Origin of the sequence: Microbacterium esteraromaticum (assembly GCF_014084045.1) — a bacterium.
GTDB lineage: Bacteria > Actinomycetota > Actinomycetes > Actinomycetales > Microbacteriaceae > Microbacterium > Microbacterium esteraromaticum_D.
The window spans coordinates 1,538,301-1,562,547 of record NZ_CP043732.1 but is presented as its reverse complement, the minus strand read 5'-3'; the positions used below and the strand labels follow the sequence as shown (position 1 = coordinate 1,562,547).

Here is a 24,247-nt window from a genome sequence, read left to right as displayed (position 1 = left end):
GGGGGCGGGCGGCGGTCACGGCGCCGAAGGTCACAGGCATCCGGTCATCCTCTGCGTGATCGAGGAAAGCGTCGCGTACGCGCCCGTCCACGACAGGGTCACGTCGTACGAGCCGGGGGAATCAGCGACCGCCGACGATGTGATCGTGTACGAGCCGCGCGCCGCAGCCGAGACGCTCACCGCATCCCTCGGGTCGGTGAGCGGCAGGCACCGCCCGAACTCGAGGTCGACGATCGTCGGCGCCGTGGTCGCGGTGATGTCGACGGCGTTGGAGCATCGATCCGTCTCGGTCTCGTGGCAGGCGCGGGCGCGCACCTTGCCCGGCGATGCGTCGGCACTCAGGCTGAAGGCGCTGCGCCACGAGCCGTACATGTCGTACTGGGGCACGAAGCCGCTCTCCACCTCGATCGCGGGGGCGGAGGCCAGCGGGTACGAGTAGCGGTCACCGCGCTTGGTCGGGTTCGTGGCCACCGTGTAGGTGGTGTTCCCGCCAGGGCCGTTGACGAAGGTGAAGGTGAAGACCCGTGCCGTCGTCGACTCGGCCACGCCGAACCCGTTCGAGACGCACGCCTTGACGTTGTAGGTCTGATACGCCTCGAGGCCCTGCAGCGACGGCGACGACGATCGCACCTCGGCGCCCGAGACGACCAGACCGCCGTCGGAGTCGGCGCTGCAGGTCGCCCTGCCCGATCGCCACGCGAGGTACTCGACCTCGAGGGGTGCACCGCTGCCGTTGGCCTGCGCTGCGATGCCGGAGACGTTCACGGCGGTGTTCGAGACGGCGGTCGCCTGCGTCTGGGCCGGGTCGAAGTACGGCGCACCGGCGACGGTGACCGAGATCCGGTACGCGCCGCCCTCGTTGCCGCCGTCGCCGGCGGGCGGCTGGAACTGGCTGATCGGCACGAGCGTGAGATTCTGCGAGCCAGGGGAGAGCCGGATCTCGGCGGTGGTCACAGCACCGGTCCGCTCGATGACGTCGCGGGTCTCGGCGACACGGAAGGCCCTGGCGTCAGCACCCGAGCTGATCGTCAGCTCGACGACGCCGCGCCCGCTGTCGTTGCCGGAGCGGTACACCGACGTGGCCGTCGCGTTCGTGATCTCGGGTGCCGCGTAGGCCCAGCTCGTGTGGGGTGACGTCGCAGGCGACGTGCCCACCGCGTTCACCGCGGTGGCGGTGAACGCATGCGGCGCGCCGTTGACGAGACCGTCGACGGTGCACCTGTACACGCGTCCGGCTGCCGCGCACGATGCCCTCGCAGGTGCGCCGTCCTGCTGGATCGAGACGCCGGTGACGGGCGGATGCGCGAGCGCGGCGTCGCCGAGTGCGACCTCGAGCTGGACGCTCGATCGCGTGAAGCCGGTGGTCGCGACGCTCGCCGGAGCGGAGGGGAAGCCCTGGAGGTCGAGGGTGAGCGTGCCCGACCCGGTGCGTCCCTGAGCATCCGCCACCGTGAACGGCACCGTGCACCGTCCGCCAGGGGCCTGCCCGCCGCCCGGCCAGGTCACCGACACCGCACGGTCGCCCGACACCGAGAACGTGGCGACGTCGCAGCGCGCGCCGGCGCCGAGGGCGACCAGCTCGAGACCGGCGCCCGGCTTGCCCGCGAACGGGTCGTACTCGCCGGCGACATCGACGACGTCGATCGAGCAGCTGCCGCTGGTGACCACGCACTGTCGCGTGAGCGTCGCGCCGCGCGGGGCATCCGGCGCTGCCGCGCCGACCACGAGCCGCAGCGTCGCCGTCGGCTCGCCGTACGACGGCACCGAGACGGTGACCGTCTCCATGGTGCCCGACGCGGCATCCGCCCTCGCCTCGACGTTCAGCGTCGGACCGTCCTGGGTGATGACGAACGCCGAGCCGGAGTACCCGATCCGGTATGCCAGCGACGACCTGTCGCCCTCGCGACCGCCCTCCCACGACGCCATGCCCGTGTACAGGTCGATGGCCTCGGTCGATCCTGGAGCGACGGTGTGCGAGATCGACGACAGCACCAGCTGCGGGGCAGCAGGACGGATGCCGATCGGCACGTCGACGTACGACCAGGTGCGCTGCCCCTCCAGGCGCACCGGCACGAGGCAGGTGTCGGACCAGGGCGCGTCGCGGCCCGCGTCGTACACCGCCGTCGTCGCAGAGCCCGGCTCGCAGGTCGCCGCCGCACGCTGCGCGACGAAGTCGCCGCCGCCGATCTCGACCTCATCGGACTGCGGCAGATCCAGGAAGTCGCGCACGTCGAAGCTCTTCGAGGCATCCTCGTCGACGACCACCGGATCGGCACCGGGCTTCAGCTGCACTCGCATGTCGTCGAAGGCGGGCACGTGCAGGAACCCGTAGCCGACGACGTCCCGCCCGGCCGGCGACGTGCCCGTCAGCTGGAACGGCACCAGGTCGCCGCTCTCCGGCGCCTCGCCGATGATGCGGGAGCCGCTCACCGAATACCCGGCGGAGTCTCCCCAGAGGCTCAGCTTCAGCGAGCCGACATCCCCGGATGCCCACTGCACGCGATCGGTGACGACGTCGATCCCGCCTTCGGCGAGCTCAGCGCGGTCGCGGGCGGTGAGCACGGTGTCGGCCACGTGAGGCTGATCGGCGACCGAGCCCTCGGTCACCGAGACCACGATGAGCCCCTGCGACGTACTCGCCGTCCGACTCGAGCGCACGGTGTAGAAGTAGGAGTTCGTGCCCGCCGTGTCGCCTGCGCGCAGCACCACCCGACCGTCCTTCAGCGACGTCGCCGGGTCGATGAGCGCGTCAAGCCTCTCGTAGAGCGGATTGCCGGGCACGGGCGGAGCGTTCGGAACGAGTTCGATGATCTCGAGCTCGCCCTGAGCCGGGTCGGAGTCGTTCGCGGTCGGGGAGAGCACCAGGGGCGTCTCCGAGCCGACCTCGACGCGGATGTAGTCGCTGTACGCGACCGGCGCCGCATCGCTCAGGGCCGCATCGAGCACCCCGATGCGGACCCGGCCGGAGCCCTCTTCTCCCTGGGCGTCGCGAACGGTGTAGCGGAACGACACCTGACCGCCCTCGACGCCGCCCTCGGGTGCGCGGTAGACGATCGCATCTCCGGCAGCCGAGATCGTTGCCGTGCCCGCGCCGCGCTCAGGCTGCGCGACGGCCGCGAGGGTCACCCGATCGCCGTCGGCGTCCATCCCGGTGACGGGCACCGTGAGCGACACGGTCTGCCCGCTGAGCACCCGGCCCGTGAGCGTGGCGGGGTTCGGCGCACGGTTGGTGCCGGCCGGCACGACGTTCACGATCACCGAGCCGTTGTCGAACAGCTCGGGGTTGCGCTCGAGCGACACCGCATAGGTGAGCCGGTAGGTGCCGGGGGTGCTGGGCGCGAGATACCTCAGGGAGCCGCCGTCTGCGAAGACCAGCTCGTCGGGCTGCCCCGAGCCGGTCACCTCGGGCAGCACGATGAGCGGCTCGCCGCGTGGGGCGACATCGTTCGCGGTCACGTCGATGCGCGCCAGCGCGCCTGCGCGCACGGTGATGGCGTCCGGGAAGACGATCGGCCGGGTCACGGTCGACGGCGGGGCGAGGAAGACGGTCACTGTGCCCTCGACAGCAGCGCCCGATCCGTCGGCGACGGTCACCCTCGCCGTGCCGATCACCCCGGGTTCTCCGTCGGGAGTGGTTCCGCTGACGCGCAGACGCTCGCTGCCGACGACGTTCGCCGTGAGCTGGGGCGTCGAGCTGACGGCGCCGGCGAGGATCAGCACGCGGCCGCTCGTGTTCTGGGCGGCGCCCAGCACGTCGACCGTCGTGTCCTCACCTGCGCGCACGAACGCGGTCACCGGCGCCATCGCCAGGGGAGCCGCGCCGTCGACGGCGGTGACGCGGATGACGGCAGACTGCTCGGCCTGGGTAGTGGCGTCCTGCGCCGTGTAGGTGACGAGGTACTGCCCAGGCTCGGTCACCGTGATCTCGACCTCGCCGGACGCGGCGTTCGGGGTGACGCTCATACCCTCGGCCGTCGCGGCGGTCTGCACGGCGTCGACCAGCCGGTACGAGCCGGACCCGCCGGTGAGGTGATCGGCGATGCGGACGGTCTGCGGCTCGCCGATGCGCGCCATGAGCGCCACCGGCATCGCCCGCATCGACGGATTGCCGCTGACTCGCACCTCGAGGGTCTTCTCGGCGGTGGCCCCGCGGGAGTCCGACACCACGACGGTCACCGGGATGACAGCGTCCTTCGCGTTCGGATCGGTGTGCCGGATCGCGACATGCCCGTCGGCGGTGGCCACGACCATGACGGGCGCCGCGGGATCGGCCTCGTAGGCGTCGCTCAGGACGAACGCATCGCCTTCTGGGTCGACCCAGCCTGTCAGCACAGGCACGGTCGTGCTGCCACCGGGAAGCAGCTCGGGTGACGGCCATTCCTGCGTGCACGCGTCGACACCGCACCAGACCGGCGCCGTGTTCACGTCGTCTCCGACGACGGTGATCGTGACGGTGGCCGGCTGCGACACGGCCGCGCCGTCGGTCACCGTGTAGCTGAACGTGGTCTGACCGGACTGCGCGCGCACGTCGACGACGAGCGACTGCCCGTTCGCGATGAGCGACAGGTCGCCGAATGCGGGGTCGGCGAGACCACCGGCGACAGACGACGCCTCGATCGAGAGCACGTCCCTGCGGTTCGGATCGTGGTCGTTGAGCAGGACGGGCAGCACCACCTGCGCGCCGGAGCGCACCCCGAACGCGTCGTCGACGGCCACAGGAGGAAGCTGCTCCGCCATGTCCTCGACGACGACGGTGCCCTCCTGCTCCTGCGTCTCGTCTTCGACATCCCACTGCTCGAGCGGGACGAGCCGGCCGTCCGGCGCCGTCCAGACCAGGCCTGTGGAGACCTCGGAGAGCACCGCCCGATCGCCGTTGGCTCGGAAGGCCGGCTGTACGTCGACCGATTCGAGCACGTCGCCTGGCACCGTGAGCGCCGTGGACTCGCCGTCGGCCCACAGTGTTCCGGCATCCGTACCGATCCACGCCGCGTACGACGTCGATCCGACCACCACGGGTGCGGCGGGCACGCCGTCGGCCTCTGCGACACGTTCGGCGTCGCCGCCGCTCAGCGGCACCGATACGAGTCCGCCCGAATCGGCTATCAGGAGAACGTCGCCGCGAGCGGCGCCGTCCTGCAGCCGTGCGTCTTCGGCCACGTCGAGCCCGATGGAATCGTCCTGCCCGGCGATCCACAGCCGGCTCTCGCCCGGCTGCAGGAGCGCCCAGCGCTCGCCGACGACCGTCATGGCCAGATCCGCGTCGCCCTCGGGTGCGTCGGCGAGCGTGGTTCCCTCGTCGAGGAAGCGATGCCGCTCGATGTCGAACAGGCGCACAGCGCCCTCGTCAGCCGAGTACAGCGAGAGGATGCCCTCAGGCGAGAGGCCGATCGCGTCGGCGACGTAGGTCGGACGGTCCTCGCCCTCCTCGACCTCCACTTCGGAGAACGGGTCGACCAGGGCCGTGGCGGCTCCGGGGGCGAGCGACGACACCGACACCTGCCCCGTGTCGGTGCGGTACGCGATGAACGAGCCGGCTGAGACGATCTGGCGCGTTCCGGCCGGGGTGGGCACCGACGCCGACGGAGCCCCCTGCTCCCCGGCATCCGCGAGAAGATCCTGGGGACTCGCGGGATCGATGTCCCAGCGCTGACGACTGCCCTGACTGAACAGCACAGCCGACTGCCCGCTCTGCCACACGGACTCCGGCGAGTCCACCGACCGGACCGTGTCGATCTCGGCCAGCTCCGTGTTCACCCGCGCGTACTGACCCGAATCGCGCAGCACCCACACCGACGATTCGAGGCGAGGCACCTCCTGCGCCTGGTAGCCCTGCGCGGTGACCGCGAGGACGATCACCATGACGATGGCCGCGGCTGCGGCGATGCCGCCGATCAGGCGACCGCGCGAACGCACCGGCGCCATCGGCCGCACTCGGTCAGCCGCTGCCATCAGAGCACCCCGGTCATGGTGAGGACGGCGGCTCCGATCGCCGCGATCGCGGCGGCGCCGATGAGCGCGCCGACGACACCGGCCACCACCGGCGAGCGGCCGCCCGACGCGGCTGCAGGCTCGTCGCGCCCGCGCAGGCTCGTCTTCTGCTTCTCGGCGCGAGCGGCCCGGCGGGAGTCAGGCGCGACGGTGGTGATCACGGGCCCGCGGGAACCCGTGTCGGCGAAACTGACGGGGGCGGCGGCCGCCCATTCGGCCGACGCCGCCTCGAACGCCGTCGGCGCGATGCCGAGCTCGTACTGGGCCCACCGCAGCCGGTCGGCGAACTCCTCCATCGACGCGAATCGACGCGCGGGATCGCGATGCATCGCCGCCGCGAGGATCTGATCGAGGATCGGCGGCATGCCCGGAACAGGGATCGGCGTGTACCGGGCGCGGATGATGCGCTGCCGCAGCTGATCGCGGGAGTTGGACGCGCGGTCGTCGACCTCGAAGGGCGTCCGTCCGGCGAGCAATGTGTACAGCGTCGCCGCGAGGCTCCAGATCTCGCTGGGCACCGAGCCGGTCACGCGCTCCTGCAGCACCTCGGGCGAGCTCCACGGCACCGACATCGCGAAGACGTCGCTCTCGCCCGCGTCCACGACGGCTGCGGCGATGCCGAAATCGGCGAGCACGGGCGAGCCGAGCGAGTTGATCAGCACGTTCGACGGCTTGATGTCGCGGTGCAGCAGTCCTGCGCGGTGCACGGTCTCGAGCGCGCCGGCGATGCGGACCCCGGCGTCGAGAACCTCGGCGATCGGCACGGGTGCTTTGCGATACCTCGCGCTCATCGTGTCGGGGCAGTACTCCATCGCGAAGTAGGGGCGGCCGTCGGCGGAGATCGAGGCCTGATAGATCGTGACGATCGACGGATGCGCGCTCAGCCTCGCGGAGATGTCGGCCTCGGCGTTGAACGCGCGGAGCACATCGGGGTTCACCGCATCGGCGAGCAGGACCTTCACCGCGGCGACGCGACGGGGCATGTCCTGCTCGTACAGGAACACGTCGGCGAATCCGCCGGAGCCCAGCGGCCGCACGTAGCTGTAGCCGGCCAGAGTGGGCGGCGGCGACGAGATCCGCTTCGCCAAGAGTGTGCCTCCCTCACGAGCGCGAGGCGCAGGAAGACACCCCCCGCTCGATCATATCCGCTCCGTGCGCACCGCCACGGCGGGGCTGCGGGGTCAGGAACGCCAGCAGCCCTCGACGTGATCGTCGACCATCCCGGCCGACTGCATCAGCGCGTACATCGTGGTCGGGCCGACGAAGCGGAACCCTCTCTTGCGCAGCGCCTTGCTGAGGGCTGTGGACTCGACGGTCACCGCAGGCACATCGGCGAAGTCGCGTGGGCGGGGTCGGGATGCCCGTGGCGCGTGGCCCCACATCAGGGCATCCAGCTCGCCCTCCTCCATGTCGCGCACGAGTGCCGCGTTCGAGATCGTGGCCTCGATCTTGGCGCGGTTGCGGATGATCCCCGCATCCGCCATCAGCCGCTCGACGTCGTCGGGCCCGAACGCGGCGACCAGGGCGGGGTCGAACCCCGCGAACACCTCGCGGAAGCGGGGGCGCTTGCGAAGGATCGTGATCCAGCTGAGCCCCGCCTGGAACCCCTCGAGCGCCATCTTCTCGAACAGCGCGCGGTCACCGTGCAGCGGGCGACCCCACTCCTCGTCGTGATAGCGGCGGTACTCGACGTCGTCGCCGACCCAGGCGCAGCGTGCGCGGCCGTCGGCCGCGGTGAGGAGGGATGCCATGCGGCCACGCTACCGTCCGGCTCGGACACGGACAGCGCCCCTGCGTCTCGCGCGGAGAAAGACGCGAAAGACGCCTGCCGCGAACGGAATCCGAGATCCCATCCGCGGCAGGCGTTCGATTTCGCGCGAAGCGCTCAGCGCTTCTTCTGCTTCAGCACCTTCTCCGAGACGGGCGCCTGACCGGATGCCTCGAGCGCGGCGTAGTAGGCCCTGGCCTCGTCCTGACGCTGCTGCTCGATGCCGCTCGCGATGGGCGCGCGCACGTGCTCCGGCTCGTAGCCAAACGCCTGCACGAGCTCGAGGGCGTGCGGCCGCAGGCGCGCGCAGAGGCGATCGATGTAGCTCGAGACCGCCGCCGCCCGCTGCATCGACAGGCGGCCGTTGATCATGTGCCATGCGAGGTGCTTCTCGATGAGCGACAGGCCGAACAGGTCTCGAAGCCAGGTGAGCACCTGCAGGGTGTCGTCGTCGTCGATCCGGCGGATCGCATCGGTGAAGGCCTCCCACTGCAGCAGCTCGCCGTGCGCACGGGCGGCCTCGATCAGCTCGGCCTGGTTCTCGTTGAACAGCTTCTCGCCGAGCACCTTGTCCTTGCCGGCGGCGCGGAGCCGGCCGGCGATGTCGGCGACCATCTGCTGCACGCGCTCGGTGAGCAGCTCGTGCTGCTGCTCCTCGCGCAGACCGAGCTCGACCGATCGGGCCGTCGAGCCGAAGTCGGCGACGGCCTGGCCGAGGGCCCGCAGTCCCGCGCCGTGGAACACCTTGCCCGCCGTCTGCCCCACGGCGTACTTGGCGAGCGCCGCGGCGTCCTTGCCCTTGAACTGACCGGCGAAGTCGGTGAGCAGTCGCTTGCCGACCAGCTGCAGCAGGATGTTGTTGTCGCCCTCGAAGGTGACGTAGATGTCGAGGTCCTGACGCAGGCCGACGAGACGGTTCTCGAACATGAAGCCTGCACCTCCGCATGCCTCGCGGGCCTCCTGCAGCGTGTCGAGCGCATGCCACGTCGAGAGCGGCTTGAGCGCGGCGGCGAGGGTCTCGAGGTCTTCCCGGTCCTCCGGGGTGTCGGTGCGGCCAGAGAAGACGCCGTCGAACTTCTGCAGGAACTCGTCGTGCGCGAAGATCTGCGCGTAGGTGGTGGCCAGGCGCGGCAGCAGACGGCGCTGGTGCTTGCCGTAGTCGAGCAGCACGGTCTCCTCGCCGTTCGCGCCGTCGAACTGACGACGCTGGGTCGCGTAGGTGATCGCGATGTGCAGGCCGAGAGCGGATGCCCAGGACGAGGCGCCGTCGAGCGAGACGCGGCCCTGCACCAGGGTGCCGAGCATCGTGAAGAAGCGGCGGCCGGGGCTCTCGATCTCGCTGGTGTACGTGCCGTCGGGGGCGACGTCGCCGTAGCGGTTGAGCAGGTTGGTGCGCGGCACGCGAACGTGATCGAAGCTGAGGCGGCCGTTGTCGATGCCGTTCAGGCCGCCCTTGAGCCCGTCGTCCTCGCGGCCGATGCCGGGCAGGTCGTCGCCGCGCTCATCACGCAGCGGCACGTAGAAGCAGTGCACGCCGTGGTTGACCCCGTTGGTGATCAGCTGGGCGAACACCGTCGCCGCGATGCCGTGCAGGGCGGCGTTGCCGAGGTACTCCTTGGTCGCCGCACGGAACGGCGTGTTGATCACGAACTCCTCGGTCTCGGGGTCGTACGTGGCCGTGGTGCCGACCGCGGCCACATCGGAGCCGTGACCGATCTCCGTCATCGCGAAGGCGCCGGGGATCGAGAGGTCCATGACACCGGGCAGCCACTTCTCGTGGTGCTGCTCGGTTCCGAGCTGCAGGATCGCCGACCCGAAGAGGCCCCACTGCACGCCTGACTTGATCTGCAGGCTCGGGTCGGCGACGACCAGCTCTTCGAATCCGGCGATGTTGGCGCCGTTGTTCTCCTCGCCGCCGAACCTCTTCGGGAACGCCCGATGCACGGCGCGGTTCTCGACCAGCAGGTGCAGCTGCGAGAGCACGCGCTCGCGGTGCTCGTCCTTCGCGAGGCTGTCGTCGCGCCAGAACGCGGGGTCCTTGACCATCGCGCGGGCCTCGCGCCTGGTGTCGGCCCAGGTTCCCATGAGCAGCTCGTTCACGCGCTCGACGTCGATCGCGGCGGCCACGACCTGCTCGGCGGCGGCGTCGGTGGTGGGGCGGATGGCGGCGTCGACCATGGCGGTTCCTCTCAGGAAGGAGCGGGGATGCCTCGATGGTAGATCCTCGACAACGCGCAGCGAACCCGACTGTGGACTTCCCCCAACCCCGCCCCACCGGTCCCTCTGGGCTCGTTGTCGTCAGTCCACAGCATCCGCCGACGCTCTCCTGCGACGCGGGTTCAGCCGAGCTGGTCCTCGGCGTCGACATCCTTGCCGGTCGGATCCCAGCTGATGAGCAGAAGCGAGACGAGGCCGGCGAGAGGGGCGAGCGCGACGATCCAGAACACCCCGGTCGACAGCGAGGCGGCGAGCACGGGGAAGAACACCAGCGAGACGATCGAGAACACGCGCTTGATCGCCTCGTTGAAGCCGACACCGACTCCGCGCAGTCGCGTGGGATACGACAGGGTGGCGTAGCTCATGAGGTTCGCCCCCGGACCCCCGGCCTGCGCGAACACGAAGGCCGCGAGCATGGCGATCGAGATCGTCACCAGCGCCCCGGTGGGGATGCCCACGATGGCGAGCACGAGAAGCGATGCCGCCTGGATCGCGAAGCCGATGATGGTCATCCGACGCGCACCGACCCGGTTGATCAGCCCCACACCCAGCAGGCCGCCCGCCGCTCCGAAGCCGAGGTTGATCACGAGCGCCGACAGGATCGTGACGAGCGGCCCCTGCTGGAACAGCATCGCGATGATGAGAGGGGTCCCGTATGCCACCGCGTTGTACCCGAAGGTCGAGAACACCGAGACGCACAGCGCTGCGATCGTGCGCAGCCGGTAGCGCGGGGCGAACAGCTCGCCGTACTGACGCCAGTGGCCGGTGCGTGCCTTGACCGTGGTGCGGGCGCTCTCGGCATCCGGCGCCAGCTCGACGTCCAGGCCGTGGTGCGAGCGCATCACATCGACGGCACCACGCAGGTCGCCCTGATCTGCGAGCCACTGCGGCGACTCGGCCATGTACTTGCGGCGCACCAGCAGCACGACGATCGCCGGCACCGCCCCGAAGCCGACGACGACCCGCCACAGGATGCCGTGCTGCGCGACCGGCAGCAGCAGGAACACCGCCAGCACGAGCAGATAGCCGAACCCCGTCGCGATGTACCAGGCCGGCGACCACGCGTTCACACGCTGAGAGCGGCTGCCCGAGCCGCGCAGCTTCGAGAACTCCGCGAGGAAGGCCATCGCCACGGGCAGGTCGAGACCCACGCCGACGCCCATCACGAAGCGGAAGAAGATGAGCACCCATTCGTTCGGAGCGAGCGCGCACCCGATGGCGGCGACGACGAAGAACGCCATGTCCGCCATGAACAGCTTGTACCGACCGAAGCGGTCGACGAGCATGCCGCCGAAGATCGCCCCGACCACCGAGCCGACCATGATCGCCGCGTTCACGACGCCGGTCATCAGCGGATCGAGGCCGAACTCCTCCTTGACAGCGGTGATGCCGAACGCCAGGGATGAGAAGTCGTAGGCATCCATGAAGATGCCGCCAAGGGCGAGGACGATGATCGCCTTGGTCTTGGTGCCCTGAGACCCCTTCTCGGCGAGCAGAGCGTGCACGTCGCGAGCGCTGCGGATGACCGTCGAGGTGGTCTGGTGGTCGATGCTCATGAGCGTCAACGCTAGAGCTCGATGACGCTGCATGACGCCACGAGACGTCATGCAGCGTCATGAATCACCAGGCGGTCTCGATGGTGCCGTTGCCCTCGATGACCTCGCGGACCGCGTCGCTCGTGAAGGCCTTCGTGAGCGCCTCGGTAGCCGCGGAGCTCTCGTCCTTCTGCTGCACGACGAGGTTCAGGGCGAACCGGTCGTCGAGCTCCGTGATCAGGCCGTCCTTCTCGGGGTGAGACCCAGCGCCTTGATGTGCGACGGCCACTGGAAGACCAGGTCGGCCTCTTCGTAGGCGGCGTTCAGCGAGGAGATCGGCACCTGGATGAACTCGAGGTTCTTGGGGTTCTCGGTGATGTCCTTGACCGTGGACGCGTACGGGTCGACCTCGGGGTCGAGCGCGATGATGTCGTTCGCGGCGAGCAGCTTGAGCGCGCGGCCGGTGTTGGACGGGTCGTCGGGGATCGCGACCTTCGCGCCGTCGGGCAGGTCGGCGATGTCGTCGAGCGTCTTCGAGTAGAACGCGATCACGAAGTTGTACACCGGCTGCACGCCGACGAGGTTCGCGTCGTTGCCCTCGTTGAACGTCTCCATGTACGGCACGTGCTGCGAGAAGTTCGCGTACACGTCGCCGCTTGCCAGGATGGTGTTCGCGGTGACGTAGTCGGCGACCTCGACGAGCTGGACCTCGTAGCCGTCTTCGATCGCCTCTCCGGCCGCCTCGACGACATCCGTCATCGGCGCCTGCACCGCAGCGACCTTGATGATGACGGGTTCGCCGGCCGCGGCATCCGGCTTCTGCTCCGCCGCGGGAGCGCAGGCGGAGGCGAGCAGAGCCGCGCCGAGGGCGGCGGCGGCCAGGACGGCACGTGTCTTCTTCATCTGTTCTCTTCCGTTTCGATGGGGTTCGGGTCGGTGGGGCCGGCGGCGCTCAGCGGTGATCGAGTCGCGTGGAGGTGCGGTGGCCGAGTGCCTGAATGGCGAGCACGCACACGATGATGAGCACGATCGTGAGGTACATGAGGTTGTCGTTGTAGACCTGGTATCCGTAGCGCATCGCGAAGTCGCCGATGCCGCCGCCGCCCACCACGCCCAGCACGGTCGAGTACGACAGCAGGCTGATGGCGGCGGAGGTGAGGGCGTAGACGAGTCCGGAGCGCGCCTCGGGAAGCAGCATCCGGAACACCGCCTGCGGCACGGTCGCGCCCGACGCGACGGCGACCTTGGAGATGCCTGCCGGGATCTCGCGCAGGATCTGCTCGGTCAGGCGGGCGTAGATCGCCACGGCGACGAAGCACAGCGGCAGCGTGGCGGCCTGGGTGCCGAAGCTCGTGCCGACCACCGCACGGGTGAATGGGATGAGGAAGACGACGAGCAGCAGGAACGGGAAGGAGCGCACCACGTTGATGTACAGGTTCGCGATGGTGTTGATCACCCGGTTCTCGGCGATGCCGCCGCGCTCGGTCAGGTACACGACGGTGCCGAGCGGCAGTCCGATGAGCACGGCGGCCAGCACTGAGACGAGCATCATGTACCCGGTCTCGGCCATCGACTGCGCGATGTCCTCGCCGTACTCGGCGAGCAGGTCGGTGAGCCAGCTCATGCGGTCAACTCCCTCTTGACCTGCTCGTAGTAGCTGGGCAGCGAGCGGGGGCCCGCCGCGTCGATCTCGAAGATCTCGCGCAGGCGCCCCTTCTCGAGCAGCGCGGCCCGATCGCAGATCGCCTTGACGACGTCGAGGTCGTGCGTGATGACGACGACCGTGGTGCCGAGCTTCTCGCGCGCGTCGGCGAGCACCCGCAGGACGTCAGCGGTGGTCGACGCGTCGAGCGACGAGGTCGGCTCGTCGCAGAGCAGCAGCGGCGGGCGGGCGACGAGGGCTCTGGCCAGGCCGACACGCTGGCGCTCGCCGCCTGACAGCTGCGCCGGGTAGTGGTCGGCGCGGTGCGAGAGGCCGACGAACGAGAGGATCTCGTCGACGGCATCCTGCTGGCCCTTCGATCGCGTGGCCCGCGCAAGGCGCAGCGGCAGGCGCACGTTGTCGCGCACGGTGCTGTTGCTCAGCAGGTGCACTCCCTGGAAGACGACACCGACGTCGCGTCGCAGGGCGCGGAGGCCGGCGCGGTCGAGGTCGGCGACTGTTTCACCGCGCACGACGACGTCGCCGTCGGTCGGGCGGGTCAGGCCGTTGATCAGCTCGAGCAGGGTCGATTTGCCTGCGCCGCTCTCGCCGATGATCCCGAAGATCTCACCGGGCCGGATGCTGAGAGACACGTCGTCGAGCGCCGGTCGCTCATCGGCGTCGGGGCGGAACCGCTTCGTGACATGGCGGAACTCCACGATCGCGGGCAGGTCGGTGGCCATCGCCGTCTTTCGTGAGAGGAGGGGTGCGGGCCGGCCCCACGGGCCGAACGGCACTTTCTGTACGTGATCCAAATTATAGTTGGGCTATGACCCTCAGGTACCGGACGGAAGCGATCAACGGCGACGGAGGAACGGGCACGGCCCGGGTGACGGGCGGGATGGAGGTGCCGGTCGCCTCTCCCCTGGCGCCGAATCCGGACCCGGATGCCTCGAACCCGGAGCAGCTGCTGGCGCTCGCCTGGTCGACGTGCCTGAACGCCACCGCACAGGCGCTGGTGAAGCGCGAGCGCCGCACGGCGGTGCGCATCGAGGTGGAGCTGCACGATGCGTCGGAAGGACCGGGATACGAGTTCCACGTCGACACGTATCTGTCTGCGGAGGGGCTATCACTGGACGAGACGTCGGACCTGCTGCAGCGCGCGCATGCGCGCTGCCCGGTGTCGAAGCTGCTGCAGGGAGCGACGACGGTGCGGGTGCATGCCGAGGAGTTCGCGGGCTGAGCTTCGCCCGACTCTGGCACTCGCGAATCGCAGGAGTTCGCACGAAATGCAGGATGCTTCTGCCGATCGGCTCCTGTGTTTCGTGCGAGCCGGTCAAGGGACGGCGCTTGGTGCGCGGCGATCACCTCGAGTCCTCCAGCTGGGCTGACTCTGCTAGACAGCGGTTCCCGCGCCTGCACACCACCTGGTCCGGTAAGCACAGCTGGCGTCAGGTTTCGAAAGGCCAGTCTCCCGGGTAGGCAAAGGGTACGGCGACCGCTTGGACGTCGTCCTCATAGGTGATCCTTCCCGGTGTGGCGGTGCGGAGCTCGACCCAGAGCACTCCGTAGCGATCCAGGATGTCCAGATACTCTCGGGTCAGTTCGAGGAGCGAAGTCGCGGAGGATTTGAACCACGACCCTGCTCCGGGGTGATCGACCGGGTCGTAGCAATCGGGGATGACCGTAGTCGGATCGGTGTACGACGCGTTGGCTCGCGCATTGCACTCCCGCACCCGCTGTGCATCCTCGATGGAGAGAGCACCGCCGCGCAGGAGGCCGTTCACGAGAGCGAAGACGCCAGGGAATCGCCCCGTCGGTTCGGCGCCATGCTCTGGAAGCGCACGAATTCGGTTATTCTCCGAATCTAGGCGCTCACTGCGAACAACATCGGGCGCCGGACTTGCGGTCGTGCACATTGCGCTTGACGGACGCCGCCGAGCCGGCGGTGTGACCTCGGCCTCGGCCGGTTCGTGTCGCTGAGCTCGGCCGGAGCCGCCCCGGCGCTCAGGCGGCTGGTGTGAAGCGGGGTGGTGGTGGGTCGATTCCTGCCCAGGCTGCGGTGAGTGCGGTTCGGGGCATGAGGGGGATGGCTGGTCTGTTGCCGGGTGGGTGCAGGGTGAAGTGGTCTGTGCCGTGTCGGGTGATGCGCCAGCCGCCGTGGTGGAGTTGCACATGGTGGTGGCGGCAGAGGAGGATGCCGCGGTCGATGTCGGTGCGTCCGCCGTCTCTGTGCCATTCGTCGATGTGGTGTGCTTCGCAGTAGGAGGCGGGGCGGTCGCAGCCTTTCCACCGGCAGCCGCCGTCGCGGATGGCGAGGGCGATGCGCTGGCGGGGTGTGAACAGGCGGTGCTCCCGGCCGACGTCGAGCGGGTTGCCTGTTCTGTCGATGGAGATCGTGACCGTGCCCGTTTCGCAGATCTTCCGGTCGACGGCGGTGGTGGGGATCGGGTGGCCGTAGTCCTCCGTGCGGGCCGAGGTCGCACCGCCGGGGTCGTCGACGATGGTGACGATGCGCACCCCGGCCTGCCGGGTGCCGAACACCGTTGCGGCGTCTGCGAGGGCTCCGGCGCGCAGCAGGTCGATGAGCAGGTCGTAGCTGAGCTGATCGTTCGTCCGCGCATCCGCGGACAGGTCCGCGGCCTGGCGGGCCTCGGCGGCATCCACGAAGCGGGGTCCGCCCCGTCGTGGGCGGAGGGTGGCGTCGCGGATGGTGCGGATCCACGCGGCGCCGTCGTCTTCGAACTCGATCCGCCCGTGCTCGATGCCGTCGGCGTCGGTCCAGATCCGGAACGCGCGCCGCTCATACCGCTCCAGGTACCGCCGCTCGGCACCCTCCGGATCCAGCTGGTCACGGATCGCCCTGGCCTGGACGCGCAGCTCTTCGACGGTCCGCTCCGCCGCGTCCCCGATCAACTGCTCGGCAGCCGCAGTCCACGCGGCGTGCGTGTCGGGAGTGTCGTCGATCGGGTGGCCCAGGCCGCGCTGGATCGCGTCGTGCTGGGCGGGGGAGATCCGCCCCTCCAGCAGCGCCGCCGACAGCGGCGCATGTCACGGCGCATGCGGGGCTCCCCGCCCGGGGAGCAGACTGGCATCCGGACCGGTGCCATCACCCGCACCAGGGACCCGGTCCCGTCTGCGCCGGATTCGGTATCCGCACCCGCACCCGCACCGGATCCTTCGGTCGTGTCCGTTCCGAAGCCAGTGTTGCCCTTGTCAGCGGCATCCGGACCAGCGGCTGCCGACTCGCCGGCTGCGGCGGCCTCGGCGTCGAGGATCGACTGGCCCAGGCGCACCTGACGCTGCGCGTCGGCGTGGCTGGTGCCGGTGATCTCCTGCACCAGCGCCGCCGGAGACCGATGCCCACGGGACTGCGCCAAACCGTCCTGCCTCACTTCCCGGCGGGAGCGGGTGGCGACGATGCCCGCGCCGATGATCCCGATCCGCTCCGCACACTGCACCAGAGCGGCGGCCGCGGTCATCGCATCGACGAGCTTCTCGCCACTGAACGACGACATCCGCGCCGCCAGGTCGCCCACCGTGACATCGTCACCGAGCAGGTCACGCAGAGCCGCGACCTGGGCATCGATACCGGTGAAGATGGCCATGCATCCATGATTCCGACCAGCACCGACATTCGAACGAAAATACGACATTCAGGGGTCACGAAGCCGCACGACTCCCCAAACCATCAGGGCGATGAGCAGCGGTCACCACCTAGGCGCCAGCCGAGGGGGCCGCAGACCAGGGCGTCCAGCACTCGCAGCACCGAAACAGCAGAGACGTGGCTCAGTGCGCTGCGATCACCTCGAGCACGGCCGCGCCGTAGGCATCCCGCTTCTTCTCGCCGATGCCGCTGATTCCGCCGAGCCCCGCGACGGTCGTCGGTCGGTGCTCGGCGAGGGCGCGCAGAGTCGCGTCGCCGAAGACGATGTACGCCGGCACGCCCTGCTCACGGGCGGTCGCCGCCCGCCAGGCCCGCAGCGCCTCGAAGAGATCGCGGTCTCCGGCATCCAGGGCATCGGCCGCGCTCGCCTTGCGCACACGACCGGCACTCGCACGCCCGATGGTGTCTTTGCGCAGCGGAACGGCCGTCTCGCCGCGCAGCACTCCGGCGGACGCCTCGCCAGGGGCGAGGGTGCCGTACTCGCCCTGCGCCACGAGGATGCCTCTGGCGAGCAGCTGCCGAACGACGCTGCGCCAGTCCTGATCCGACAGGTCGGTCCCGATGCCGTAGGTGGCCAGCTGCTCGTGGCGCATCTTGCGGATGCGTTCGTTCGACGCCCCGCGCAGGATGTCGATCAGGTGACCGGCGCCGAACGCCTGGTTGCGCTCGCGCTTGAGGCGCACGATGGTCGACAGCAGCTTCTGAGCAGGGACGAGTCCGTCGAAGGTGTCTGGCTTCTCGAGGCAGGTGTCGCAGTTGCCGCATGCATCGCTGTCCTGCCCGAAGTAGCGCAGAAGGTTCTGCCGACGACAGGCCACGGTCTCACAGAGGGCGAGCATGGCATCGAGGTGCTGGCCCATCCTGATCTTGAAGGTGCGATCGCCCGGGCTCTGGTCGATGAGCCGGCGCTGCTGCACGACGTCGCCGAGCCCGTATGCCATCCACGCCACCGACGGCTCGCCGTCTCGGCCCGCGCGACCCGTCTCCTGGTAGTAGCCCTCGACCGACTTCGGCAGGTCGATGTGCGCGACGAAGCGCACATCGGGCTTGTCGATGCCCATGCCGAAGGCGATCGTCGCGACCATGACGATGCCGTCCTCACGCAGGAAGCGCGCCTGGTTGGCGGCGCGCACCTCAGCCGGAAGGCCCGCGTGATACGGGAGGGCGTCGAAGCCCTTGGACGCCAGGTACTCGGCGGTCTGCTCTACCGACTTGCGGCTGAGGGCGTACACGATCCCCGCGGCCCCGGCGGACTGCGATGAGATGAACTCGACGAGCTGCCTGCGCACCTCGACCTTCGGCACGATGCGGTACTGGATGTTGGGGCGGTCGAAGCTCGCGACGAAGTGCTTCGCCCCGGGCAGCTGCAGGCGCTCGGTGAGCTCCTGGTGCGTGGCGCGGGTGGCGGTGGCGGTGAGGGCCATGCGAGGCACACCGGGGAACCGCTCGGCGAGGTCGCCGAGCGCGAGGTAGTCGGGTCGGAAGTCGTGACCCCACTGCGACACGCAGTGCGCCTCGTCGATCGCGATCACGCTGAGCGTGCCGCGCTGCAGCAGCTGAGTGGTCTGCGCCGACGACAGCCGCTCGGGTGCGACGTAGATGAGATCGAGCTCGCCCGCCACATAGGCCCGCTCGACCTCGCGGCGCTCGTCGGGAGCCTGGGTGGAGTTGAGATAGGCGGCGCGGACGCCGTTCGCTCGCAGCGCGTCGACCTGATCGTGCATGAGCGCGATCAGCGGGCTGATCACGAGCCCGGTGCCCTCGCGCACGAGCGCGGGCACCTGATAGGTGATCGACTTGCCGCCGCCGGTCGGCATGAGCACGACGGCGTCTCCGCCGCCGATGACGTGCTCGACGATGGCGGCCTGATCGCCGCGGAACGCGTCGTACCCGAAGACCGTGCGCAGCGCCTCGACCGCTGTCGGGAACCGCGAGGGCGCTGCGGCGGACGGGACGGATGCGTGCGTGCGCCCGGCCGTGGGAGCCGGCGTCATCGGACCCTGGCCCCAGTCGAGCGGCGGTTCCCAGCCGTCCTCTGGCGGCACCCAGTCGAGCTCCTCGGGAGGGAGGTCGTCGTACGGGTCTTCGGGATAGGGCACATCCTCGTAGGGGTCACGGGGAGGCTGCGGCATCCCTCCAGCGTAGCCATCGGCGCCGACATCGGCTCCCGTCGTCCACAGCCCGAGGTCGGCGGCGCCCGATAGCCTTGCGGGGTGGCATCCCGACCGGCGCTGAGCACGCGCACCCTTCTCGTCTGCGCTGCCATCGGCGTCGCCACCGGCATCCTCGGCGGTATCGCGGGGCTCGTCACCGTGGGCGTGATCACGCTGGTGCCGTACCTCTACGGCCTCGTGCTGGGCGTGCACGTGCTCCCGGGCATCATCGCCCAGGAGGTGCTGCGCAGGCCCATGGTCGCCCTGATCACGCACGTGATCGCTGCGCTCATCTCGAGCGCGTTCACCCCGATGTGGGCGATGCGCTTCATCGGCACCGCCCTGCTCTTCGGCGCGATCCAGGAGGGGGTGGCCGCCCTCACCCGCTATCGGGCATGGGGACGCTGGCGCTTCTTCGTCTCGGCCGCGATCATCGGCGTGATCGTGGCCGTCGTGGTCGCCGTCGTCGTCGACCTTGCGCGCTTCGCGCCATGGGTGCAGCTGAGCTATCTGGTCATCTCGGTGCTCGGCCCGATCGCCTGGACGGCCGTCGGCATCGCGATCGGCAACGCGCTGCGGAGGGCGGGAGTCGCCCCGCGCTGAGCGCGACCCTGCACCTCCGCGACATCGCAGGTTAGGGCAGGCTAAGTTGGTACTGAACCGCCCGCTCACAGAGGACCCGCCGTGCGCTCTTCCGCGCCCCTGCTGCGCGTGCGCGACCTCAGCGTCACGCACGCGGGCGCCGCGCACCCCTCCCCGAGCGGCATCTCGTTCGACGTGCATCCGGGAGAGGTGGTCCTGGTGCTCGGCCCGAGCGGGTCGGGCAAATCCACCCTCACCCTCGCGCTGAACGGGCTCATCCCGCAGTCCGTCGAGGCACGGCTCGACGGCACGGTGCACGTCGCCGGCCGTGATACCCGCGACGCGCCGGTCGCCGAGCTCAGCACCGAGGTGTCGCTGGTCTTCCAGGACCCCGATTCTCAGCTCGTCACCGGAACCGTGCTCGACGAGGTCGCCTTCGCTCTCGAGAACCTCCGCCTCCCTGCATCCGAGGTCCTCGCCCGCTCAGAGCATGCGCTGGGTCGTGTCGGGCTCTGGAGCCGCCGCCGCTGGAACCCCGATCTCCTCTCGGGCGGCGGCCGGCAGCGTCTCGCGATCGCCTGCGCCCTGGCTGTGCGCTCACGGGTGATCGTGCTCGACGAGCCGACCGCGAATCTGGATCCGCAGGGTGTGCAGGACGTCTATGCCGCGCTCGCGGCTCTCGTCCGGGATGCCGGGGAGCGTGCGATCGTGCTGGTCGAGCACGACGTCGATGCGGCGATCGACCTCGCGACCCGGGTGATGGTGCTGGATCATGACGGCCGACTGCTGCTCGACGGGCCGCCGCAGCAGGTCATCCACGAGCATGCGGACACGCTGCGCGGACTCGGCGTCCTGCCGGCATTCGACCTCGGCCCGTCGCCCGCGGCGAGCGCGGCTGGCCCAGCGACCGCCGTCGCGGCGAGCGCGGCTGGCCCGGCCCTGTCCGATGGGAGCTCCGCGATCTCGGTGCGCGATCTGGTCGTCGACAAGCACGGCACGCGCGTACTCGATGTGCCGTCCCTCGAGATCACGGCGGGGTCGTTCACCGCGATGATCGGCGCCAACGGCGCCGGCAAGACGACGCTGCTGCAGGCCCTCGGCGGGGTGGTGCCGCCGACCGCGGGCGAGGTGCTGATCGAGGGGCTGGATGCCGGCCGCGCCTCGCCGCGCCTTCTCGCCTCTCGCGTGGGCTTCGTGTTCCAGAACCCCGAGCACCAGTTCATCGCGGGCACCGTGCGCGACGAGCTCTCGCATGGACTGCGCCTGCAGCGCCTCGACCCCGCCGACATCGACGAACGCGTCGACGAGATGCTCACGCGCCTCGACCTGCAGGCGAAGGCCGATGTGCACCCGTTCCTGCTCTCGGGCGGAGAGAAGCGCCGCCTGTCGGTCGGCACCGCACTGATCGCCCGCCCGGCGGTGATCGCGCTCGACGAGCCCACCTTCGGCCAGGATCGTGCGCGGGCCGCCGAGCTGCTCGGCATGCTGCAGGATCTGCAGCGCCGCGGCACGACCGTCGTGATCGTCACGCACGATCGACGCCTGGTAGAGGAGTACGCCACCCACGCTGTGCTGCTCGACGGCGGGAAGGTGGTCGCGTCCGGCCCGACCGCCGATGTCCTGCGAGCGGAGCAGAGTGGTGAGGCGCCGCCTGCCACGGCATCCGGGGTCTCGCCTGCGACCGAGCCCACCCCGACCGATCCGTACGCCGACGCCGCGGTGCCTCCGCGGTTCTGGCTGCATGCGCTCAACCCGCTCGCCAAGCTGGGCGCGGTCGTGCCAGCGATGGTGCTGCTGGCGTTCACCCGCGATCTGCTGACCCCGGCGATCCTCCTCTCGCTGGCGTATCTCGTGGTGCTCACCGGCGCACGACTCACCCGCCGCGCCTGCGCGGTGCTGCTGCTCGGCGTGCCGATCGCCATCGCCGTGCTCACCGTCGGCTTCGGGGTGTGGATCGACCCGGGGCAGGTGTCGGGCACCGATGCGGTGCTGACGATCGGAGACTGGACGCTGCGGTCCGGGGCTCTGGTCGTCGGTCTCGCGACCGCGCTGCGCCTGGCCGCGATCCTCGCGCTCGCACTCGTGAGCGGCCTGACCACGAGCGGCCCCGACCTCGTGCGCGCCGCCGTGCAGCAGCTTCGGGTGCCGTACCGGATCGGGTACACGGCCCTGGCGGCGTACCGCTTCGTTCCGCGGTTCGGATACGAGCTGTCGATCATCCGCGCCGCGCACCGGGTGCGCGGGCACGGCGGAGGCAAGGGGCCGTTGGCGAGGCTCGTGCGCGGCTGGGGATACATCGTGCCGCTGCTGGCGTCGGGCATCCGCCATGCCGAGCGGGTCGCGCTGTCGATGGATGCCCGCGCCTTCGGCGCCCACGCCTCCCGCACGGAGCGGCACCTCATCGTCTGGCGTGCACGCGACACGATCTTCACCGCAGCGGTGCTGCTGGCGTCGGCCGTCGTCTTCACCGTCACCTTCCCCTGGCAGCCCATCTGAGAGGCGACTCATGTCCATCAGCAAGATCGTCAAGCCGGCATCGGCCGAGCTTCTGCACCTGACCGTGCTGCGCACCGAGCGGCTCTCACCCGGATGGATGCGCGTCACGCTCGGCGGCGGCGACATCGACCGGTTCCAGCCGATGGGCTACGACCAGTGGGTGCGGCTGTTCCTGCCGATCAGCGGCGAGGCCGGGCTCGAGCGGGTCCCGGCGAAGGCCAACAAGGTGTTCGGCTATCTGAAGTTCCTGCGGATCCCCGACGGCGAGCGACCCGTCCTGCGCAACTACACGATCCGCGCGCACCGCACGGCGACGGCCGACGCGGGTGCCGAGATCGACGTCGACTTCGTGCTGCACGGCTCAGCGGCCGACGGCACGGCGGGGCCCGCGTCGCGCTGGGCCGAGACCTGCGCCCCCGGGGAGCATGTGCTGATCATCGACGAGGGGCTCTCGTTCAACCCGGCGCGTGGCGAGGAGCGCGTCGTGCTCGTGGGCGATGAGACGGCGCTGCCGGCGATCGCCGGCATCTGCGCGTCGCTTCCGGCCACGGCATCCGGAATCGCGATCGTCGAGGTGCCGACGGAGGCCGACGCGCTCGACTTCCCGCACCCCGAGGGCATCGAGCTGCGGTGGGTGGTGCGCACCGGCCCCGCCGCGCCTGGCGCTGGCGCGCTGGCCGCGCTGCGCTCGGCGGATTCGCCGGATGCCGGGGCTCACGCCTACATCGCGGGGGAGCAGTCGCTCGCATCCGGCGGCCGCAGGCTGCTCGTCGGCGAGCGGGGCGTCGACAAGCACCTCGTGAGCTTCACCGGCTACTGGAAGATCGGCTCCGCGTCACCCGCGTCGAACGCGGCACGCGCGGCCGCGGCGCGGCCCGCCTGATCCGCCGCGCCGGTCCTCAACCACGGCGAAAGATCAGAAGTGCAGGCTCCCGGGGCCGGGAACCTGCACTTCTGATCTTTCGAGCGACGCATCGGCGCCGTCTGCGATGAGGTCAGCGCCTGCCTGCGATCTGGCGGCCGACGATCTCGCGCATGATCTCGTTCGTGCCGCCGTAGATGCGGTGCACGCGGGCGTCGGTGAAGGCGCGGGCGATCGGGTACTCCATGATGTAGCCGTAGCCGCCGTGCAGCTGCACGCCCATGTCGAGCACCTCCCACTCGCGCTCGGTCACCCAGAACTTCAGCTGCGCGGCCTCTTCGGCGGTGAGCTTCGAGTCGGCGTAGGCCTTGAGGCCACGGTCGACGTAAGCCCACACGGCGTCGGCGGTGGTCGCCATGTCGGCGATGCGGAACCGCGTGTTCTGGAAGTCGATGACCCGCTCGCCGAACGCCTCGCGGTCCTTGGTGTACTCGACCGTCCACCTCACGGCGGCCTGCACCACGGCCGCAGCCGACACGGCGATCGACAGACGCTCGAGCGGAAGGTTCATCATCAGCTGGATGAAGCCCTGACCCTCCTTGCCGCTGATGAGGTTCTCGTCGGGCACGAAGACGTCGGTGAAGCTGAGCTCGGCGGTGTCCCACCCGTGGAAGCCCATCTTGCTGAGCTTCTTTCCCTGGTCGAACCCCTCCATGCCCTTCTCGACGATCAGCAGGCTGAACGCGTCGGGGCGGTTGCCCTCTCCGGTCTTGACGAAGGTGACGACGATGTCGGCTGTGGTGCCGGACGAGATGAATGTCTTGGCCCCGTTGAGGATGTAGCCGCCGTCGACCTTCTTGGCATTGGTCTTGATGCCGCGCAGGTCGCTGCCGGCGCCGGGGTCGGTCATCGCGAGGGCCCCGAGGATCTCGCCGGTCGCCATGCGCGGCAGCCACTTCTCCTTCTGCGCCTGCGTGCCCATGTGCACGAGGTAGGGCACGGCCAGGTCGTCCTGGATGCCGAGGGCGCCGGCCAGCGAGCCGGCGCCGGCGCCGATGACCTCCTCGTTCACGATCGCGCGGAAGCGGTAGTCCTGCAGCATCCCCGCGCCGCCGAACTCCTCGGGAACGGACAGGCCGATGATGCCGGCCTCGCCTGCGGCGAGCATCGTCTCGCGGTCGATCTCGCCCGCGGCATCCCACCGCTCGATCGACTCGTTCGAGACGTGCCGCTTGACGAAGTCCTTGACCAGGTCGCGGAAGGCCTCGTGATCCTCTTCGTAGATGTCGCGCTGCATGGCGTCCTCCTGAAAGTCGTGTGCGTCCTCGCACGGCGAG

At 69.9% G+C, this 24,247-nt stretch carries 18 protein-coding genes; 4 read left to right on the top strand and 14 right to left on the bottom strand.

Translation table 11 applies throughout. From position 1 onward, the window contains the following. Nucleotides 1-30: 30 nt before the first annotated feature. The 9 genes from FVO59_RS07400 to FVO59_RS07365 form a co-directional block, all read right to left on the bottom strand. The gene (locus tag FVO59_RS07400; protein ID WP_182256165.1) at nucleotides 31-5,949 is read right to left on the bottom strand and encodes an Ig-like domain-containing protein; all 5,919 of its coding nucleotides are present in this window, start codon (nucleotides 5,947-5,949) and stop codon (nucleotides 31-33) included. Further along, nucleotides 5,949-7,076, bottom strand: coding sequence for a serine/threonine-protein kinase (locus FVO59_RS07395; protein WP_182256163.1), 1,128 nt, complete (start codon nucleotides 7,074-7,076; stop codon nucleotides 5,949-5,951). The genes FVO59_RS07400 and FVO59_RS07395 overlap by 1 nt, the downstream gene beginning before the upstream one ends. 93 nt (nucleotides 7,077-7,169) lie before the next feature. Beyond that, a complete protein-coding gene (locus tag FVO59_RS07390) occupies nucleotides 7,170-7,739 on the bottom strand; it encodes a DNA-3-methyladenine glycosylase I (protein WP_182256161.1) in 570 nt (189 codons plus the stop codon). A gap of 134 nt (nucleotides 7,740-7,873) precedes the next feature. Next, nucleotides 7,874-9,934 carry an acyl-CoA dehydrogenase family protein gene (locus FVO59_RS07385; protein ID WP_182256159.1) on the bottom strand — a complete coding sequence of 687 codons (2,061 nt, stop codon included), beginning with the start codon at nucleotides 9,932-9,934 and terminating at the stop codon, nucleotides 7,874-7,876. 161 nt (nucleotides 9,935-10,095) lie between these two features. Next, nucleotides 10,096-11,529, bottom strand: a complete 1,434-nt coding sequence (locus FVO59_RS07380) for an MFS transporter (protein ID WP_182256157.1) — start codon at nucleotides 11,527-11,529, stop codon at nucleotides 10,096-10,098. A gap of 64 nt (nucleotides 11,530-11,593) precedes the next feature. After that, nucleotides 11,594-11,797, bottom strand: a complete 204-nt coding sequence (locus FVO59_RS16435; protein WP_259363495.1) for a MetQ/NlpA family ABC transporter substrate-binding protein — start codon at nucleotides 11,795-11,797, stop codon at nucleotides 11,594-11,596. After that, a complete protein-coding gene (locus tag FVO59_RS07375) occupies nucleotides 11,746-12,411 on the bottom strand; it encodes a MetQ/NlpA family ABC transporter substrate-binding protein (protein WP_259363494.1) in 666 nt (221 codons plus the stop codon). The genes FVO59_RS16435 and FVO59_RS07375 overlap by 52 nt, the downstream gene beginning before the upstream one ends. A 49-nt stretch (nucleotides 12,412-12,460) precedes the next feature. Further along, on the bottom strand, nucleotides 12,461-13,132 hold the full coding sequence (locus FVO59_RS07370; RefSeq protein ID WP_182256155.1) for a methionine ABC transporter permease: 672 nt from the start codon (nucleotides 13,130-13,132) through the stop codon (nucleotides 12,461-12,463). Then, entirely contained in the window at nucleotides 13,129-13,893 is a 765-nt protein-coding gene (locus FVO59_RS07365; RefSeq protein ID WP_182256152.1) for a methionine ABC transporter ATP-binding protein, read from the bottom strand. Before FVO59_RS07365 ends, FVO59_RS07370 begins: the two co-directional genes overlap by 4 nt. Nucleotides 13,894-13,979: 86 nt before the next feature. Between FVO59_RS07365 and FVO59_RS07360 the strand changes: the two genes are divergently transcribed. Beyond that, nucleotides 13,980-14,393 (top strand): OsmC family protein, encoded by a 414-nt coding sequence (locus FVO59_RS07360; RefSeq protein ID WP_182256150.1) that lies wholly within the window; start codon nucleotides 13,980-13,982, stop codon nucleotides 14,391-14,393. Nucleotides 14,394-14,601: 208 nt separating this feature from the next. Here FVO59_RS07360 and FVO59_RS07355 read toward each other — a convergent pair whose 3' ends face one another. The 4 genes from FVO59_RS07355 to recQ all read right to left on the bottom strand — a co-directional run bounded on the left by FVO59_RS07355 (nucleotide 14,602) and on the right by recQ (nucleotide 18,949). Then, nucleotides 14,602-14,937, bottom strand: coding sequence for a hypothetical protein (locus FVO59_RS07355; RefSeq protein WP_259363493.1), 336 nt, complete (start codon nucleotides 14,935-14,937; stop codon nucleotides 14,602-14,604). Between the two features lie 220 nt (nucleotides 14,938-15,157). Then, the gene (locus tag FVO59_RS07350) at nucleotides 15,158-16,129 is read right to left on the bottom strand and encodes an HNH endonuclease signature motif containing protein (protein WP_259363527.1); all 972 of its coding nucleotides are present in this window, start codon (nucleotides 16,127-16,129) and stop codon (nucleotides 15,158-15,160) included. Continuing rightward, complete coding sequence (locus FVO59_RS16430) at nucleotides 16,063-16,758, bottom strand: hypothetical protein (RefSeq protein ID WP_259363492.1); 696 nt, start codon at nucleotides 16,756-16,758, stop codon at nucleotides 16,063-16,065. The genes FVO59_RS07350 and FVO59_RS16430 overlap by 67 nt, the downstream gene beginning before the upstream one ends. A 181-nt stretch (nucleotides 16,759-16,939) precedes the next feature. Beyond that, nucleotides 16,940-18,949 carry a DNA helicase RecQ gene (recQ, locus tag FVO59_RS07345; RefSeq protein ID WP_182256148.1) on the bottom strand — a complete coding sequence of 670 codons (2,010 nt, stop codon included), beginning with the start codon at nucleotides 18,947-18,949 and terminating at the stop codon, nucleotides 16,940-16,942. 81 nt (nucleotides 18,950-19,030) lie between these two features. On the opposite strand from recQ, the gene FVO59_RS07340 reads away from it, so the two are divergent. The 3 genes from FVO59_RS07340 (at nucleotide 19,031) to FVO59_RS07325 (ending at nucleotide 22,931) form a co-directional block, all read left to right on the top strand. Further along, complete coding sequence (locus FVO59_RS07340; RefSeq protein WP_182256146.1) at nucleotides 19,031-19,573, top strand: ECF transporter S component; 543 nt, start codon at nucleotides 19,031-19,033, stop codon at nucleotides 19,571-19,573. Nucleotides 19,574-19,654: 81 nt separating this feature from the next. Next, nucleotides 19,655-22,048, top strand: coding sequence for an ATP-binding cassette domain-containing protein (locus FVO59_RS16425; RefSeq protein ID WP_259363491.1), 2,394 nt, complete (start codon nucleotides 19,655-19,657; stop codon nucleotides 22,046-22,048). A gap of 10 nt (nucleotides 22,049-22,058) precedes the next feature. Continuing rightward, nucleotides 22,059-22,931: a siderophore-interacting protein gene (locus FVO59_RS07325; RefSeq protein ID WP_182256144.1), complete on the top strand. Its 873-nt coding sequence runs from the start codon at nucleotides 22,059-22,061 to the stop codon at nucleotides 22,929-22,931. Nucleotides 22,932-23,043: 112 nt separating this feature from the next. Here FVO59_RS07325 and FVO59_RS07320 read toward each other — a convergent pair whose 3' ends face one another. Continuing rightward, nucleotides 23,044-24,207 (bottom strand): acyl-CoA dehydrogenase family protein, encoded by a 1,164-nt coding sequence (locus tag FVO59_RS07320; RefSeq protein ID WP_182256141.1) that lies wholly within the window; start codon nucleotides 24,205-24,207, stop codon nucleotides 23,044-23,046. Nucleotides 24,208-24,247: the final 40 nt, after the last annotated feature.